This window comes from Saccharothrix sp. ST-888, from assembly GCF_000955975.1.
Taxonomy (GTDB): domain Bacteria; phylum Actinomycetota; class Actinomycetes; order Streptomycetales; family Streptomycetaceae; genus Kitasatospora.
The window spans coordinates 1-16,593 of sequence record NZ_JYJF01000137.1; the positions used below are offsets into that span (position 1 = coordinate 1).

Sequence of the window (16,593 nt, forward strand, 5' to 3'; positions counted from 1 at the left end):
CGGGGTGCCCCCGACCGGTCCGGTCACCACCGGGCCGGCGCCGACCGGCCCGCCCACCGGACCACCGGTGGCACCGCCGCCGACCGAGCCGCCCACCGAACCGCCGCCGACCGGCCCGTAACCGCCGGGGGTCGTCACCGGAGGTACGGACCCGGCCGACGGATCCACCGAACGCCAGCCGCCCCCGCCGGAGGAGCCGCCGGCCCCCGAGGGCCCGTCCCCGGAACCGTAGCCCGAGCCGGAGCCCGAGCCGGAGCCCGAGCCGGAGCCCGAGCCGGAGCCGTAGCCCCCGCCGGATCCCGTGCCCGCACCCGAGCCGTAACCGCCCGTGCCGCTGTAGTCCGAACCCGTCTGCGGCGGTTCGAGGGCGACGGAGTCGGTCCGCACCGAGACCGGGCCGGTCCGCACCGAAGTGTGGTGCACGGCGGGCGGGTTGTCGTAGTCGGAGGAGTCCGAGTAGGTCGAGTAGTCGGCGCCGCCCGTGCTCCCGCCGCCGTACCCGTACGAGTCCTGGCGGTACCGGTACCCGCCGCCGCCCGAACCGGAGTGCCCCGACGATCCCGCATACGACGATCCACCGTACGAGGAACCGCCGTCCTCGGAGCCGTCGCCGGAGCCGTAGCCGCCGGCCCCTGCCCCGACCTGGACTCCCGTACCCGAGGCGCCGGATCGCAGCCCGACGCCGGTCACCGCCGAGCGCTCACTCAGGTCGGCGTCCACGCCGGTCCGCACATCGGTCGGCAGACCGGCGGTCTGCACCCCGGCCCGCACCCCGATCCGCCCGTCCGCACCCGGCACCTGCCGCCCGTCCGGGCCGAGCACCACCGGACGGCCGTCGGTGCCGAGGACCGGCTTGCCGTCCGCGTCGAGGGCCACCGACAGCCCGCTACCGCCGAGTTCGCCGTCGGCGGCGACCGTCACGGGGTTGCCCTGGGCGTCGGTGAGCGGCTTGCCGTTCACCCCGAGGGCCACGCCGACCAGCGGTTGGCCGTCCGCGCCGAGTACGGCCACCTTGCCGTCGGCGCCGACCACCGGCTTGCCGTCCGGGCCGACCGGGACGGTGACGCCCTCGACACCGGCCACCAGCTTGCCGTTCTGGTCCTGGAGCAGCGGGTGCCCGGCATCGTCCGTCAGCACCCTGCCGTCCGGGCCGACGGCTGCGCTCAGGGTCCGGACACCACCGACCGCGGCGGCCCCGGCAACCGTGCCGCCCAGCGCTCCGGTCAGCTGTCCCGCGCCGGTCTGGGCGCTCAGCTCGCGCACCTTGCCCGAACGGCCGTGCGCACCCGGCCCGTCCGTCTTCGCGAGGCGTTCCAGGGCGGTCACCGCGGGTTCCTTGAGCGCGCCCTCCAGGCCGTGCTTCATGGCGCGGCCCAGTTCCTCCAGCAGCTCGCCGATCTTGAGCTTGGCGGCCGCGATGTCGATCACCTCGCCGACCTCGGCGACGGCGGTGTCGACCACCTTGGTGACCGCGCCGACCAGCCCCCCGCCCTTCTCCGCCTTCGCCTTGGCCTCGGCGGCCTCGGCCGCCTTGAGCTTCTCGGCGAGTTCGGTGAGCTCGGCGACCAGCGCCGACTTGCAGGTGTCGGTGGCCTCGGCCGCGCCGTCGAAGGCCTTGGCCACCAGCTCGGCGGCGCTCTGCGCGTCGTCCAGGTAGCCGCGGCCACCGCCCGCGAAGCCGGTCCAGTGCTCGGCGAAGGCGTCCACCGCGGGTCCGGAGTTCTCCCCGGTGACGCGCTGTGCGGACTCCCCGCCCCGGCGGCTCAGCCGCTCGGCCTCGGTGCCGAACTCACGCCACAGCGCGGCGGCCCGGCGCAGGCCGTCCTCGTCGGCCTCGGGCCACTGGTGGCCGACCTTGGCCAGGACCGGGACCAGTTCCTCGGGCAACTTCCGGGACACGTGGTCCCCCCTTCGCGTGCTACGGATTGAACGCCGTCACGGTTCGAACGCCGCGAGCGCCCCGTCCGCCCGGTCTGAGGCTCTGCCCGGCGTGCGGTGCGGCGTACGGCTCGGTCCGCCCCTCCCGGGGCTCAGACCGCCTGCGGACCCACTGCGGTTCCGCCGGCGCCCGGGTCCTGCCCGGCGAAGTCGGCGGCGACGTCCTGCTCGGTCCGGTCCGCCCGGTCCGCCATGGTGTGCAGCCCGGTGCCGATCCCGGCGAGCCGGTCGGCGAGACCGTTCAGCCCGGACAGCAGCTCGGGCTGCGCCTCGCCGTACTCCTTGCCGAAGCCGGAGCCCGGCTCGTCCTTGCCCCAGGGGGTGCCGAGCCCGGCCACGCCCTGCTCCAGGGCCAGCACGGCCCGGGCGAAGTCGTTCGAGAGCTGCTCGAACTCCCGTCCCTCGCCGTGCACTTCCCATGGATTGATGCGGAACTGGCCCGCTCCACCGGCCGCCATAGCCACTCCCCCGTCCTGCCAGGTCCACCGAACCGTCTGCCGACCGCCCCGTACGTGCCCAGCGGCGCCGCCATCCTAGGGCCCGGATCCGAACCCTCCGCAGCGCCTCTGGACGTTTCTCACCTCAACTTCACACCCGGCCGGAGGCCATACCCTTGCTGAGTGGCAGCAGAGACTCCCAAGAGCACCAAGAAGACCAAGACCCCCAAGAGCAGCGACAAGAACGCCGGGTCCGGCGCCAAGTCCGCAACGCTCGTCGACCTCCCGATGCCGACCGTGGGCTCCGCGCCCGAGGTCTCGCTCGACTTCCCGCGCGCCTGGATCGAGTTCGCCGACCCGGCCGACGACGAGCAGGTCTTCCGCTGTGACCTGACCTGGCTGACCTCCCGCTGGACCTGCATCTTCGGCAAGGGCTGCCAGGGCATCCGGGAGGGGCGGGGCGAGTCCGACGGCTGCTGCACGCTCGGCGCGCACTACTCGGACGAGGACGACGAGAAGCGGATCGCCGGGCACGCGGCCCGCCTCACCCCCGAGATGTGGCAGCTGTTCGAGCACGGCACCGACGCCAAGGGCCGGATCAAGCTCGACGGCGGCATCACCATGCTCGACGAGGACGGCGACCGCCAGACCCGCCGGGTGGACGGCGCCTGCATCTTCCTCAACCGCCCCGGGTTCCCCGGCGGTCACGGCTGCGCCCTGCACACCCTGGCCCTCAAGGAGGGCAAGGAACCGCTGGAGACCAAGCCGGACGTCTGCTGGCAGCTGCCGGTCCGCCGCACCTACGACTGGATCGACCGGCCGGACGACACCCGCTACCTCCAGGTCACCATCGGCGAGTACGACCGCCGCGGCTGGGGTCCGGGCGGCCACGACCTGCACTGGTGGTGCACCAGCAGCCCCGACGCCCACACCGGCTCCGACCCGGTCTACGTCAGCTACCGCCCGGAACTCACCGAACTGATGGGCCCGGCCGGCTACGCGGTCCTCGCCGAACTCTGCGAGCAGCGCATCGCCACCAAGGGCCACAAGAAGTTCGCCCCCCACCCGGCCGGCCAGTAACCCCCGCACCCCCTCCAGGGGCCTGGGCCTAGGGGCGCGGGGAACTGCGCGAAACCGGAAGGTACGGGGCCGCGCTCGACCCCCGTGGAGCACGATGCACCGCCCCACCGGGGTAACCGGGTGCAACTGGCTCCGGGGGCCGATGGTGCGGCTTCGAGGTCTTCCGTTTCGCGCAGTTCCCCGCGCCCCTGAGTGGTCGGCCCAGGCCCTGGAGGTGCAGCCCCTGGTGCAGCTACTTGTCGATGTCGCCGACCACGAAGAACATCGAGCCCAGGATCGCCACCATGTCCGCGACCAGCGTCCCGGGCAGCAGCTCGGTGAGCGCCTGGATGTTGTTGTAGGAGGCCGACCGCAGCTTGAGCCGCCACGGCGTCTTCTCGCCGCGCGAGACCAGGTAGTACCCGTTGATCCCGAGCGGGTTCTCGGTCCACGCGTACGTCGTCCCCTCGGGTGCCTTGAGCACCTTCGGCAGCCGCAGGTTGACCGGCCCGGGGGCCAGCCGCGCGAGCCGGTCGAGGCAGGCGTCGGCGAGGTCGAGGGAGTTGGCGGTCTGCTCCAGCAGGCACTCGAAGCGCGCCAGGCAGTCGCCCTCCTCCCGGGTGACCACGGTGAGCACGTCCTGCAGCTCGCCGTACGCGAGGTAGGGCTCGTCCCGCCGCAGGTCGAAGTCGACACCGCTGGCCCGTCCGATCGGGCCGCTGGCCCCGTACGCGTGCACGTGCTCGCGCGAGAGCACGCCGACCCCCGCCGTACGGCCCCGGAAGATCTCGTTGCCGAGCACCAGGTCCTCGAAGACCGGCAGCTGCGAGCGGACGGTGGCGACCGACGTACGCACCCGGGCGAGCCACCCGGCGGGCAGGTCCTCCTTCAGGCCGCCGACCCGGTTGAACATGTAGTGCATCCGGCCGCCGCTGGCCTCCTCCAGCACGTGCTGGAGCTCCTCGCGGCCGTGGAAGGCGTGGAAGACGGGGGTGATGCCGCCGAGTTCCAGGGGGTAGGAGCCGAGGAACATCAGGTGGTTGAGCACCCGGTTGAGCTCGGCGAGCAGGGTGCGGATCCACACCGCCCGCTCGGGGACCTCCATGCCGAGCATCCGCTCGACGGCGAGCACCACGCCCAGCTCGTTGGAGAAGGCGGAGAGCCAGTCGTGCCGGTTGGCCAGCATGATGATCTGGCGGTAGTCCCGGGCCTCGAAGAGTTTCTCCGCGCCCCGGTGCATGTAGCCGATGACCGGTTCGGCGGAGACGATCCGCTCGCCGTCCAGCACCAGCTTCAGGCGGAGCACGCCGTGGGTGGACGGGTGCTGCGGGCCGATGTTGAGCACCATGTCGCTGGTGCCCAGCTCACCCGTGAGCTCTTGCGCGCCTGCGCCGATGCCGACCGTGGTCTCCCTCATGGACAAGAGGCTACAGAGTGCGCCACCCCGCCAGACCCGCCAGACCCGCCAGGCCGACCGGTTCCGGCATGCGGACGGTCTGCGCCAGCCAGCCGAAGCCGCCCAGTCCTGCGGGGTCGGTGAGCTCGGCGGCCTCCCCGGCGCCGCTCAGGGCCCGCAGGTACTCCGTCGGGTCGCTCGCGGCGAGCGCCAGCGGCGGGCGGGTGCCGCTGACGCCGAGTGCGCGCAGCGCGTCGCGCTGCGTCGTCCACAGGCTGTGGAGACCGGGCACGGCCACCGCGTCCAGCGCCACGTGCGCGGTGATGTCGCAGGAGCCGTCGGGCACCGGCCGCACCTCGCGGCCCGCCCGGAAGCCGGTCAGCGTGCCGAACACCGGCCGCCCGGCCCGCAGGTGCGCGTAGTCCACGGCGACGGCCAGCCCGCTCGCCAGGCCGCCGACCGCCGCCGCCCAGGCCGCGTCGCGGGTACCGCCCAGCTCCACCCGCTCGCCCGGCTCCTCGGCCGGCCACCAGCGGGCCGCCCAGCGGGCGTCGGCCTCCGCCAGCGGTCCGCCGAGGCGCTCCGCGCCGTCCGGCGCGACCTCGACGTAGCGGAGCACGCCGTCCCCGTCCACCTCGGCGAGGTCCAGCGGCACGTTGTCCAGCCACTCGTTGGCGAACAGCAGACCGTGCACGCCCTGCGGCACGCGGTCCGTCCACACCACCGACTCCGGCAGCCCGGCGGGGCGGTCGGCGATCTCCACCGCGTACGGGCGCAGCCGCTCCGCCAGTGCCGGCGGCACGGCCGCGAGCACCCCGGTGAGCAGCTCGCCGCGGCCGGCCCCGACGTCGACCAGGGCCACCTCCGCCGGATGGCGGAGGGCCTCGTCAACCTCCTGCAGCAGACGGGCGACCGCCTTGGCGTACCGGGGCGATGCGTGCACGGAGGTCCGGAAGTGCCCGGCCGGGCCTTCCGGCCTGCGGTAGAAGCCGCCATCCTCGCCGTAGAGGGCCTGTTCCATGGCGGGCCGCCACCGCATCCAACTCATGCGGGGGACGTTACCGCCGGTAGGGGACGTCTCCACCCTGCGGAGTAGGCAGGATCGCTCCTACGGCGGACCTGAGCAGGTGGACCGGCTGCCTAGGCTTGAAACGTGCATCGACTCAACGCCTGGTTCCGCCGACACCCGATGGTGGTGGACTCCGTCTGGGCGCTGCCGGTCTTCTTCCTCAGCCTGGTCGCGGCCGTCGAGCAGGAGCCCCAGCACAGCTTCCCCGGCGGCGTGGTGATGGCCGTTCTGCTGCCGCTTCTGATGATCTTCCGGCGCCGGAACCCGGACACCACCACGGTCGCCGCCCTCGTGCTCGGGCTGGTCCAGGTCGCCGCCGACATCCCGCCGAACTTCTCCTCCGTCGCGTACCTGGTCTTCGCCTACACCGGCGCCGCCTTCGGCACCGAGTGGACGTCCCGGCTGGCGCTGGCCGGCGGTCTGGCGGCCGGCTCGCTGACGGTCTGGCGGTTCCAGGGCGGCGGCTCGGCCGCCGGCGACGGCTGGCTCAAACTCGGCTTCTTCGCGGCGTTGATGAGCACCCCGTTCATCCTCAGCTGGGCCTGGGGCCGGCTGACCAGGGTCCGCCGCGCGTACCTCACCGAGCTGGAGGACCGGGCCGCCCGGCTGGAACGCGAACGGGACGCCCAGGCCAAGGTCGCGGTCGCCGCCGAACGCGCCAGGATCGCCCGCGAGCTGCACGACGTGGTCGCCCACAACGTCTCGGTGATGATCGTCCAGGCCGACGGCGCCGCGTACGTCCTGGACAACTCGCCCCAGCAGGCCAAGGAGGCGCTCGGCACCATCGCCAGCACCGGACGGCAGGCGCTGGTCGAGATGCGCCGGCTCCTCGGTGTACTGCGCACGGCCGACACCGCGGAGGAGTACGTGCCGCAGCCCGGGGTGGAGGAGCTGCCCGAGCTGCTGGAGCAGGTCCGTGCCGCCGGGCTGCCGGTCGAGTACACCACCACCGGCGAGTCCACCGACCTGCCGCGCGGCGTCGAGCTGACGGTCTACCGGATCGTCCAGGAGGCGTTGACCAACGTCCGCAAGCACGGCGGCCCGGACGCCCGGGCCAGGGTCGCGATGGACTTCCGCGACCGCGACCTGGAGGTGCTGATCGAGGACGACGGCCGCGGTACCACCGACGAGCAGCTGGCCGCAGGTGGAACCGACGGACAGGGCCATGGTCTGATCGGCATGCGCGAGCGGGTCGGCATGGTCAGCGGCAGCCTCGACATCGGCCCCCGCCCCGGCGGCGGCTTCCGCATCCGGGCGGTGCTCCCGCTCAAGAACGGCAAGTAGCGCTCGCGTCCGACCCCCCGACCACCGCGACAACAGGAGTGACATTGACCATCCGGGTGATGCTGGTGGACGACCAGGAGCTGCTCCGTACGGGCTTCCGGATGATCCTGCAGTCGCAGGGCGACATCGAGATCGCCGCCGAGGCCGGCGACGGCCAGCAGGCCCTGGCCGTCCTGGAGACCACCTCGGTCGACGTGATCCTGATGGACGTCCGGATGCCCCGGCTGGACGGTGTCCAGGCCACCCGCCGGATCTGCCTCGACGCCGACGGCGCCCCGCTGCCGGACGCCCCGCACGTGCTCATCCTGACCACCTTCGACCTGGACGAGTACGCCTTCGCCGCGCTCAAGGCCGGGGCCAGCGGCTTCCTGCTCAAGGACGTGCCGCCGACCGAACTGGTCGCGGCGATCCGCGCGGTGCACGCCGGCGACGCGGTGGTGGCCCCGACCACCACCCGCCGCATGATCGACCGCTTCGCCGAGGTCCTGCCCACTCCGCAGACCGCTCCCGGGGCCACCGTCCTCGCACCGCTCACCGACCGGGAGCGCGAGGTCTTCCTGCTGGTCGCCCAGGGCCTCTCCAACGGCGAGATCGCCGCCAAGCTGACCCTCTCCGAAGCCACCGTCAAGACGCACGTCGGCCGGATCCTCGCCAAGCTCAACCTCCGCGACCGCGTCCAGGCCGTCGTCCTCGCCTACGAGGCCGGGCTCGTCCGCGCGGGCTCCACCGACTGACCGCCCCGGACCGACCCCTGGGGGCCGCCCCGCAGCCCGTAGAATGGGTCGGTACGTCCGGTACCCGCAGAGGACCGGAACGGAGAGTGAGGACGAAGGCCGAGCCGTGAGCACGTCCGACCACGCAGACTTCGGTGTTCTGGCCGACCCGTTCGGCGACCCTTCCGATCCCGGGAACCGCCCCGCTCGGCTGGCCGTGGGAGTGGTGGGCACCGGCCGCGTCGGCCCGGCCCTGGCCGCCGCCCTGCAGCTGGCGGGCCACCGGGTGGTGGCTGCCTCGGGGGTGTCGGCCGCGTCCCGGCGGCGGGCCGAGACCCTGCTGCCCGGGGTCCGGCTGGTGAGCCCCCCTCAGGTGCTGGCCGCCGCCGATCTGGTGCTGCTCACCGTCCCGGACGACGCGCTGGCCGAGCTGGTGGCCGGCCTGGCCGCGACCGGTGCGGTGCGTCCCGGGCAGATAGTCGTCCACACCTCGGGAGCGCACGGCGTCGCGGTGCTGGAGCCCGCGACCAGGGCTGGTGCGCTGCCGCTGGCCCTGCACCCGGCGATGACCTTCACCGGTACCGCCGTGGACCTGGCCCGGCTGGCCGGCTGCCCGTTCGGGGTGACCGCGCCCGAGGAGCTGCGGCCGGTGGCGGAGGCCCTGGTGGTGGAGATGGGCGGCGAGCCGGAGTGGGTGCCCGAGGAGGTCCGCCCGCTCTACCACACGGCCCTGGCGCACGGGGCGAACCACCTGGTCACCCTGGTGGCACAGGCCCTGGAACTGCTGCGCACGGCGGGCGTCGCCGAGCCCGGACGGCTGCTCGGGCCGCTGCTCGGCGCCGCGCTGGACAACAGCCTGCGCTCCGGCGACGCGGCGCTGACCGGCCCGGTCGCCCGGGGCGACGCGGGTACGGTGCACCGCCACCTCGCCCAGTTGGAGACGGCGAGCCCGGACATCGGGCAGGCCTACCGCGCGATGGCCAGGGCCACGGCGCAGCGGGCGGTCCGCAACGGGTCGCTCAAGGAAGAGGCGGCGGCGGCGCTGCTGGACGTACTGAACGAGGAGAACCACTGATGGCGGGCAAGAACCAGCGCGGCAAGCAGCAGGCCAGGGCGCCGAAGGCGGCCAAGGTCCACAAGGCTGCGCTGACGCACACGGTGGCCGACTTCGAGGCCGCGTTCTGGCCGGACGAGCAGCCGGTGGACAACGCCGTGGTGATGACCATGGGCGCACTGCACGAGGGCCACGCCTCGCTGATCCGGGCGGCCCGCAAGCAGGTCGGCCGGGACGGCCGGGTGGCGGTCACGGTGTTCGTGAACCCGCTGCAGTTCGGCTCGGGCGAGGACCTGGACCGCTACCCGCGCACGCTGGCCGAGGACGTGCGGCTGGCCGAGGAGAACGGCGCCGACGTGGTCTTCGCGCCGTCGGTGGACGAGGTCTACCCGAACGGCGAGCCGCAGGTGCGGCTGAGCGCGGGCCCGATGGGCGAGCGCTTCGAGGGCGCCTCCCGCCCCGGCCACTTCGACGGGATGCTGACCGTGGTGGCCAAGCTGCTCCACATCACCGACCCGGACTTCGCCTTCTTCGGCGAGAAGGACGCCCAGCAGCTGGCGATCGTCCAGCGCATGGTGGCCGACCTGGACTTCGACGTCGAGGTCGTCGGCGTCCCGACCCTGCGCGAGGAGGACGGCCTGGCCCTCTCGTCCCGCAACCGCTTCCTGTCCGAACCGGAGCGCGCGCAGGCGCTCGCGCTCTCCCGGGCCCTGTTCGCCGGCCGCGACGTGGCCGCGAAGGGCCCGCAGGCGGTCCGCGAGGCGGCGTCCGCCGCCCTCGACGGCGCCGAGGGCGTCACCCTCGACTACCTCGCCCTGATCGACCCGGACGACTTCACCGAGGCGCCGGACGACTTCCAGGGCGAGGCGGTGCTGGCCGTGGCCGCGAAGGTGGGCTCGACCCGCCTGATCGACAACGCCCGCATCATCGTCCGATAGGCACAGTCCGACCCAGCCGAAGTACGGCATGCACTCCTGGAGGCGTGACCCCATGCTCCGCACCATGCTCAAGTCGAAGATCCACCGCGCCACCGTCACCCAGGCCGACCTGCACTACGTCGGCTCGGTGACGGTGGACGAGGACCTGCTCGACGCCGCCGACCTGCTCCCTGGCGAGCTGGTCCACATCGTCGACATCAACAACGGCGCCCGCCTGGAGACGTACACGATCGCGGGCCCGCGCGGCTCGGGCGTGATCGGGATCAACGGCGCGGCCGCCCGCCTGGTGCACCCCGGCGATCTGGTGATCCTGATCGCCTACGGGCAGCTGGAGACCGCCGAGGCCAAGGCGTACGAACCGAAGGTCGTCTTCGTGGACGCCGACAACCGGATCACCGGCTACGGGTCGGACGCCGCCGAGGCGCCGGAGGGCTCCGGCCTGCTCCGCGGCGACCTGGGGGCACCCCCGGCCGCCGGGGCCGAGGGCGCGTACGGTGATGCCGACCGCGCGTCGGCCGCGCACTGAAGGAGCCACTGAACGCCATGTCCGTCTCTCATCGCCTGACCGCCCCCGCTCCCGGCTGGACCACGACCACCGACGTCGTCGTGGTCGGCTCGGGCGTGGCCGGTCTGACCGTCGCGCTCAACATCCGCAAGGCCGGCCTGCGGGCCATGGTGGTCACCAAGGCGATGCTGGACGACGGCTCCACCCGCTGGGCCCAGGGCGGCATAGCCGCCGCCCTGGGCGAGGGGGACACCCCCGAGCAGCACCTGGACGACACCCTGGTCGCCGGTGCCGGGCTCTGCGACCCCGAGGCCGTCCGGGCCCTGGTGACCGAGGGCCCGGACGCCGTCCGCCGGCTGATCGGGGTCGGCGCGGAATTCGATCTCGATGCGGACGGAGAGATCCTGCTGACCCGCGAGGGCGGCCACCACCGCCGCCGGATCGCGCACGCGGGCGGCGACGCGACCGGTGCGGAGATCTCCCGCGCGCTGGTCTCGGCGGTGCGCAGCGACCCGGGGGTCGAGCTGATCGAGCACGCCCTGGTGCTGGACCTGCTCACCGACGCCGAGGGCCACGCGGCCGGGCTGACCCTGCACGTGATGGGCGAGGGCCAGCGGGACGGCGTCGGCGCGATCCGGGCCCGCGCCGTGGTGCTGGCCACCGGCGGCATGGGCCAGGTCTTCTCGGCCACCACCAACCCGGCGGTCTCCACCGGCGACGGCGTGGCGCTGGCGCTGCGCGCCGGGGCCGAGGTGACCGACCTGGAGTTCGTCCAGTTCCACCCGACCGTGCTCTGGCTCGGTCCGGAGGCCGAGGGCCAGCAGCCGCTGGTCTCCGAGGCCGTCCGGGGCGAGGGCGCCTACCTGGTGGACGCGGACGAGCACCGCTTCATGGTCGGGCAGCACGAGCTGAACGAGCTGGCACCGCGGGACATCGTCGCCAAGGCGATCACCCGGCAGATGCAGCTCAAGGGCACCGAGCACATGTACCTGGACGGGCGGCACTTCGGCGCCGAGATGTGGCAGACGCGCTTCCCGACCATCCTGGCCTCCTGCCGCGCGCACGGCATCGACCCGGTGACCGACCTGATCCCGGTCGCCCCGGCCGCGCACTACGCCTCCGGCGGGGTCCGCACCGACCTGCGGGGACGCACCACCGTGCCGGGCCTGTACGCCTGCGGCGAGGTCGCCTGCACCGGCGTGCACGGCGCCAACCGGCTGGCCTCGAACTCGCTGCTGGAGGGCCTGGTCTTCGCCGAGCGGATCGCCGCGGACCTCGCCGAGCGCCACCGCGCAGGTGAACTGCCCGAGCGCGCGGTTGACGTGGCCGGCGCCCGAGCGGCGGTCGCCGTCCCGCTGCCCGCCCCCGAGGCGCGGGCCGAGATCCAGCGGCTGATGTCGCGCGGCACGGGCGTGCTGCGCTCGGCCCGGAGCATGGCCGCCACCGCGGCCGGGCTCGCCGACCTCGCCGAACAGGCGCGCTGGCACGTCGCCGAGGAGAAGCCCGCCGACCCCCGGGTGGAGACCTGGGAGGCCGCCAACCTGCACCTGGTGGCCTCCGCACTGGTGGCGGCCGCCGCCCAGCGCGAGGAGACCCGCGGCTGCCACTGGCGCGAGGACTTCCCCGAGCGCGACGACGCCCACTGGCAGCGCCACCTGATCACCACCCTGGCCACCACCACCGGAACCCCGGTGAGCCGATAAGAACGAGGGTGAGCCGACAGGGGCGCGGGGCTCTGTCGGCTCACCCCTCACGCGTCCAAGATCCAAGGAGCAACTGATGACCCACTCCCACGAGGAACTCCCGCTGGCCGAGTCCGACGGCTGCGGCGACGGCTGCGCCTGCGGGGACGGCGAGGCGTACGAGACCGGGCTCGACCCGGCGCTGGCCGAGCTGCTGGAGGCGGCCGGCCTGGACCCGATCGAGGTCGAGGACATCGCCACCCTCGCACTGGCCGAGGACCTGGCCGGCGGCGAGGACGTCACCTCGGTCGCCACCGTCCCGGCGGACGCCGTCGCCACCGCCGACTTCACCGCCCGCCAGGCCGGTGTGGTCGCGGGCCTGCGGATCGCCGAGGCCGTGGTCTCGCTGGTCTGCGAGGAGGAGTTCGAGGTCGAGCGGCACGTCGAGGACGGTGCCCGGGTCGAGGCCGGCCAGGTGCTGCTGTCGGTTCGCAGCCGTACCCGCGACCTGCTGACCGCCGAGCGCAGCGCGCTCAACCTGCTCTGCCACCTGTCCGGCATCGCCACCACGACCCGCGCCTGGGCGGACGCCCTGGAGGGCACCGGCGCGGTGGTCCGGGACACCCGCAAGACCACGCCGGGCCTGCGCGCGCTGCAGAAGTTCGCGGTCCGCTGCGGCGGCGGCGCCAACCACCGGATGGCGCTCTCGGACGCCGCACTGGTGAAGGACAACCACGTGGTGGCCGCGGGCGGGGTGGCGGAGGCGTTCCGCGCGGTGCGCGAGGCGTACCCGGAGCTGCCGGTCGAGATCGAGGTGGACACCCTGGAGCAGATCCCGCCGGTGCTGGAGGCCGGGGCGGACCTGATCCTGCTGGACAACTTCACCGTCGCCCAGCTGAAGGAGGCCGTCACGCTGGTCGCCGGCCGGGCCAGGCTGGAGGCTTCCGGCGGCCTGACTCTGGCCACCGCGCGCGAGGTCGCCGAAACTGGTGTCGACTACCTCGCCGTCGGGGCTCTGACCCACTCCGCCCCGATCCTGGACATCGGCCTGGACCTCCGAGCCTGATCCCCCTCTTACAGAAAGCACCCCATGCTCCTCACCATCGACGTCGGCAACACCCAGACCACGCTCGGCCTGTTCGACGGTGAGGAGATCGTCGAGCACTGGCGGATCTCCACCGATCCACGCCGCACCGCCGACGAACTGGCCGTGCTGATGCAGGGCCTGATGGGGTCGCACCCGATCGTCGAGGCCGCCGACCGGGTGGAGGGCCTGGCGATCTGCTCCTCGGTGCCCGCCGTGCTCCACGAGCTCCGCGAGGTGACGCGCCGTTACTACGGCGACGTCCCCGCGGTGATCGTGGAGCCGGGGGTGAAGACCGGGGTGCACGTCCTGATGGACAACCCCAAGGAGGTCGGCGCCGACCGGATCGTCAACGCGCTGGCCGCCAACCACCTGTACGGGGGGCCGTGCATCGTGGTGGACTTCGGCACCGCCACCACCTTCGACGCCATCAACGAGCGCGGCGACTACGTCGGCGGCGCGATCGCCCCCGGCATCGAGATCTCGGTCGAGGCCCTCGGCGTCCGGGGCGCCCAGCTGCGCAAGATCGAGCTGGCCCGCCCCCGGAACGTGATCGGCAAGAACACCGTCGAAGGCATGCAGTCCGGCATCCTGTACGGCTTCGCGGGCCAGGTGGACGGCCTGGTCGAGCGGATGGCCAAGGAGCTCGCCAAGGACCCGGAGGACGTCCAGGTGATCGCCACCGGCGGGCTCGCCCCGCTGGTCCTCGGCGAGGCCACCTCGATCGACGTGCACGAGCCCTGGCTCACCCTGATCGGCCTCCGACTGGTCCACGAGCGCAACCGACCCAGCTGACCGACCGACCGGCCGGGCGCCACTCCGGGGCTTCGCACCGGGCGTCGCACCGGGGCGGCTCCGGCGCAGAGCCCATGCCCCGGCGCGCCCGTTCGACGACGATGTGTCCGATCAGCACCAGATAGGCCAATCGGTACAGACACGTCCTCAATCGTCATAAATCTGACGTACGCCACGTAATGTCAAGCCATGCCTACGCCACACGGATCGCGCGGCGGCATGGCCTTCAGCGCCGATGAAGTCCGCGTGCTGCGCCGCGCCCTCGCCCAAGCTCTCCACCCGGCCCACTCGCCGCTCCCGACCCCGCTCGGCGAACTGTGGGCCGAGGACGTCCAGGAGGCACTGCGCCTCGCCGAAGCGGTCGACGAGGCGGCTTCGGAAGGCGGCCGGCTGCGCGCCTTCCTGCTGGCCGACCTGGCCCGCTACCGTGCCGCACTGCCCGGCAGCGCCTCCGGCTATCTGGAACGCCTGGAGGAGGCCGTCTCCGACGGCTATCTCCCGCTCCCCGAGGACCTGACCGCCCTGCGCTCGCTCTCCCGGCTGCCCTGCGGCAACGTCGAACGCTCCCGCCGCTCCCGGCTCTCCGGCCGCTGCCACGCCATCGCCGAGGCGGACGTCCGCGAACGCCTCGCCCTCGGCTCCGGCCAGCGCCACCTCACCGCCGTGCCGAGCCCGGCCTCCGAGCCATTCCCCGCCGTGTCAGTGACCCCCACCCCAGTTGGAGGACGGATCCCGATGAGCAACGCCGCCGGCGCACCCACCCCCAAGAACTCCACCGCCACCGACCGCACCCACCAGCCGCAGAAGCCCCGCCAGGCGCAGAAGCCGCAGGCTCACCAGCCCCGCCGGATGCCCACCCCCGCCGAACTGTTCGGCCGCCGGCCCCGGCCGCAGAACCAGCCGCCGACCGCACTCCCCGACGACGAGGACCTCGAACTCGCCACCGGCACCGGCTGATCCACCCCGACGGGGGGAGGCTGCTCCAGGCAGCCTCCCCCCGTTGTCGATGTGTCGACTATGTGATGGGGAATCGGAGATTTCTGCTCGGAGTTCGGCGTATTTCGACACCAATACGAATGATTTTGTCGCGAATTGCCCGATTGATATCTCTCCCCTGACGAACCACGACCCCGGGGCCTTCGGAAAAGTCGGCGCGGTCGACGCGGCCGGTGCGGTCGACGCGGCCGGCGGCAGCGAGGGACCCGGGTCGCCATCGGCTCCCGGCGGGCCCGTGCACCCGGCGCGGCCCCGCGCCTGCGGCGATGGCCCGGCCGGGCGCGGGGAAGGTGTGAACGGTGGCTACCCTGGTGGGGTGAGCGATCAGAGCACCGTCCCCGCGACCGACGACCTTCCTGAGCAGATGCGCGTCCGGCGCGAGAAGCTGGACCGGCTCCGGGCGGCCGGCGTCGACCCGTACCCGGTCGGCTTCCCCCGTACTTCCACCATCGCCGACCTGCGCGCCAAGCACCCCGACCTGGAGCCGGACGTCGCGACCGGCGAGCGCGTCGGCATCACCGGCCGGGTCATCCTGGCCCGTACCGGCGGCAAGCTCTGCTTCGCCACCCTGCGCGACGGCTCCGGCGACCTCCAGGTGATGCTCTCCCTGGACAAGCTGGGCGAGGAGCGGCTGGCCGCCTGGAAGTCGGACATCGACCTCGGCGACCAGGTCGGCGTCGAGGGCGAGGTGATCACCTCCCGCCGCGGCGAGCTGTCCGTGATGGTGGACCGCTGGGAGCTGACCGCCAAGTGCCTGCGTCCGCTGCCGGACAAGCACAAGGGCCTGACCGACCCGGAGGCCCGGGTCCGCCAGCGGTACGTCGACCTGATCGTGAACCCCGAGGCGCGCGAGATCCTCCACCTGCGCAGCAAGGTGGTCCGCTCGATCCGCCGCACGTACGAGGAGCGCGGCTACATCGAGGTCGAGACCCCGATGCTGCAGCCGGTGCACGGCGGCGCCAACGCCCGTCCGTTCACCACCCACATCAACGCGTACGACATCGACCTCTTCCTGCGGATCGCCCCCGAGCTGTACCTCAAGCGGCTGGTGGTCGGCGGCGCGGAGAAGGTCTTCGAGATCAACCGCAACTTCCGCAACGAGGGCGCGGACTCGACCCACAACCCCGAGTTCACCTCGCTGGAGTCGTACGAGGCGTACGGCGACTACGACACCCAGGCCGAGCTGATCCGCGCGACCATCGTCAACGCCGCCCGGGACGCCCTCGGCACCACCGTCGTCACGGGCGTCGGCCCGGACGGCGAGGAGCACGAGATCGACCTGGCCGAGCCGTGGGCCGAGGTCAGCGTCTACCCGGGCATCTCGGCCCACCTGGGCACCGAGATCACCCCGGAGACCGGCGTCGAGGAGCTGCGCCGGCTCGCCGACGAGGCCGGCATCCCCTTCGAGAAGGAGTGGGGCCACGGCCAGATCGTCCTGGAGATGGTCGAGCGGCTGCTGGAGCACCACGCGATCAAGCCGACCTTCATCAAGGACTACCCGACCGAGGTCTCGCCGCTGACCCGCCAGCACCGCTCCGTTCCGGGCGTCGCGGAGAAGTGGGACCTCGTCATCTTCGGCACCGAGATCGGTACCGCCTACTCCGAGCTGGTCGACCCGGTCGAGCAGCGGGCCCGGCTGACCG

15 protein-coding genes are annotated in these 16,593 nt (G+C 73.1%); 11 read left to right on the forward strand and 4 right to left on the reverse strand.

Annotated elements, in window-relative coordinates; genetic code table 11:
* A partial coding sequence (locus UK12_RS41735; RefSeq protein ID WP_442973892.1) for a WXG100-like domain-containing protein occupies window positions 1-1,899 on the reverse strand: 1,899 nt, incomplete at its 3' end.
* Window positions 1,900-2,030: 131 nt separating this feature from the next.
* Complete coding sequence (locus tag UK12_RS29340) at window positions 2,031-2,396, reverse strand: WXG100 family type VII secretion target (RefSeq protein WP_156179002.1); 366 nt, start codon at window positions 2,394-2,396, stop codon at window positions 2,031-2,033.
* A gap of 162 nt (window positions 2,397-2,558) precedes the next feature.
* Here UK12_RS29340 and UK12_RS29345 point away from each other — a divergent pair, with 162 nt between their 5' ends.
* A complete protein-coding gene (locus UK12_RS29345) occupies window positions 2,559-3,455 on the forward strand; it encodes a hypothetical protein (RefSeq protein WP_197085260.1) in 897 nt (298 codons plus the stop codon).
* A 232-nt stretch (window positions 3,456-3,687) separates the two neighbouring features.
* On the opposite strand, the gene UK12_RS29350 is transcribed toward UK12_RS29345, so the two are convergent.
* The gene (locus UK12_RS29350) at window positions 3,688-4,851 is read right to left on the reverse strand and encodes an NADH-quinone oxidoreductase subunit D (protein ID WP_045306224.1); all 1,164 of its coding nucleotides are present in this window, start codon (window positions 4,849-4,851) and stop codon (window positions 3,688-3,690) included.
* Window positions 4,852-4,861: 10 nt separating this feature from the next.
* Entirely contained in the window at window positions 4,862-5,878 is a 1,017-nt protein-coding gene (locus tag UK12_RS29355; RefSeq protein WP_045306225.1) for an SAM-dependent methyltransferase, read from the reverse strand.
* Between the two features lie 105 nt (window positions 5,879-5,983).
* Between UK12_RS29355 and UK12_RS29360 the strand changes: the two genes are divergently transcribed.
* From UK12_RS29360 to lysS, 10 genes are all read left to right on the forward strand, one after another.
* Window positions 5,984-7,183: a sensor histidine kinase gene (locus UK12_RS29360; protein ID WP_197085261.1), complete on the forward strand. Its 1,200-nt coding sequence runs from the start codon at window positions 5,984-5,986 to the stop codon at window positions 7,181-7,183.
* Between the two features lie 59 nt (window positions 7,184-7,242).
* Window positions 7,243-7,917: a response regulator gene (locus UK12_RS29365; protein WP_231591434.1), complete on the forward strand. Its 675-nt coding sequence runs from the start codon at window positions 7,243-7,245 to the stop codon at window positions 7,915-7,917.
* Window positions 7,918-8,056: 139 nt separating this feature from the next.
* Complete coding sequence (locus UK12_RS29370) at window positions 8,057-8,971, forward strand: Rossmann-like and DUF2520 domain-containing protein (protein ID WP_045306234.1); 915 nt, start codon at window positions 8,057-8,059, stop codon at window positions 8,969-8,971.
* Window positions 8,971-9,888 carry a pantoate--beta-alanine ligase gene (gene panC, locus UK12_RS29375; RefSeq protein ID WP_082120038.1) on the forward strand — a complete coding sequence of 306 codons (918 nt, stop codon included), beginning with the start codon at window positions 8,971-8,973 and terminating at the stop codon, window positions 9,886-9,888. Before UK12_RS29370 ends, panC begins: the two co-directional genes overlap by 1 nt.
* A 52-nt stretch (window positions 9,889-9,940) precedes the next feature.
* Window positions 9,941-10,414: an aspartate 1-decarboxylase gene (gene panD / locus UK12_RS29380; protein WP_045306228.1), complete on the forward strand. Its 474-nt coding sequence runs from the start codon at window positions 9,941-9,943 to the stop codon at window positions 10,412-10,414.
* A gap of 17 nt (window positions 10,415-10,431) precedes the next feature.
* Entirely contained in the window at window positions 10,432-12,096 is a 1,665-nt protein-coding gene (locus UK12_RS29385; RefSeq protein WP_045306229.1) for an L-aspartate oxidase, read from the forward strand.
* Window positions 12,097-12,172: 76 nt separating this feature from the next.
* A complete protein-coding gene (nadC, locus tag UK12_RS29390; protein ID WP_045306230.1) occupies window positions 12,173-13,141 on the forward strand; it encodes a carboxylating nicotinate-nucleotide diphosphorylase in 969 nt (322 codons plus the stop codon).
* A gap of 24 nt (window positions 13,142-13,165) precedes the next feature.
* The gene (locus UK12_RS29395; RefSeq protein ID WP_045306231.1) at window positions 13,166-13,954 is read left to right on the forward strand and encodes a type III pantothenate kinase; all 789 of its coding nucleotides are present in this window, start codon (window positions 13,166-13,168) and stop codon (window positions 13,952-13,954) included.
* Window positions 13,955-14,143: 189 nt separating this feature from the next.
* Window positions 14,144-14,911 carry a hypothetical protein gene (locus UK12_RS29400; protein WP_082120039.1) on the forward strand — a complete coding sequence of 256 codons (768 nt, stop codon included), beginning with the start codon at window positions 14,144-14,146 and terminating at the stop codon, window positions 14,909-14,911.
* Between the two features lie 403 nt (window positions 14,912-15,314).
* Window positions 15,315-16,593, forward strand: a 1,279-nt coding sequence (lysS, locus tag UK12_RS29405) for a lysine--tRNA ligase (protein ID WP_045306236.1), incomplete at its 3' end; no start/stop codon positions are given.

Coding starts and splice junctions, on each gene's coding strand:
- UK12_RS29340 (WP_156179002.1), bottom strand. CDS start 2,396: ATGGCGGCCGGTGGAGCGGGCCAGTTCCGCATCAATCCATGGGAAGTG.
- UK12_RS29350 (WP_045306224.1), bottom strand. CDS start 4,851: ATGAGGGAGACCACGGTCGGCATCGGCGCAGGCGCGCAAGAGCTCACG.
- UK12_RS29355 (WP_045306225.1), bottom strand. CDS start 5,878: ATGAGTTGGATGCGGTGGCGGCCCGCCATGGAACAGGCCCTCTACGGC.
- UK12_RS29365 (WP_231591434.1), top strand. CDS start 7,243: ATGCTGGTGGACGACCAGGAGCTGCTCCGTACGGGCTTCCGGATGATC.
- panC (WP_082120038.1), top strand. CDS start 8,971: ATGGCGGGCAAGAACCAGCGCGGCAAGCAGCAGGCCAGGGCGCCGAAG.
- panD (WP_045306228.1), top strand. CDS start 9,941: ATGCTCCGCACCATGCTCAAGTCGAAGATCCACCGCGCCACCGTCACC.
- UK12_RS29385 (WP_045306229.1), top strand. CDS start 10,432: ATGTCCGTCTCTCATCGCCTGACCGCCCCCGCTCCCGGCTGGACCACG.
- nadC (WP_045306230.1), top strand. CDS start 12,173: ATGACCCACTCCCACGAGGAACTCCCGCTGGCCGAGTCCGACGGCTGC.
- UK12_RS29395 (WP_045306231.1), top strand. CDS start 13,166: ATGCTCCTCACCATCGACGTCGGCAACACCCAGACCACGCTCGGCCTG.
- UK12_RS29400 (WP_082120039.1), top strand. CDS start 14,144: ATGCCTACGCCACACGGATCGCGCGGCGGCATGGCCTTCAGCGCCGAT.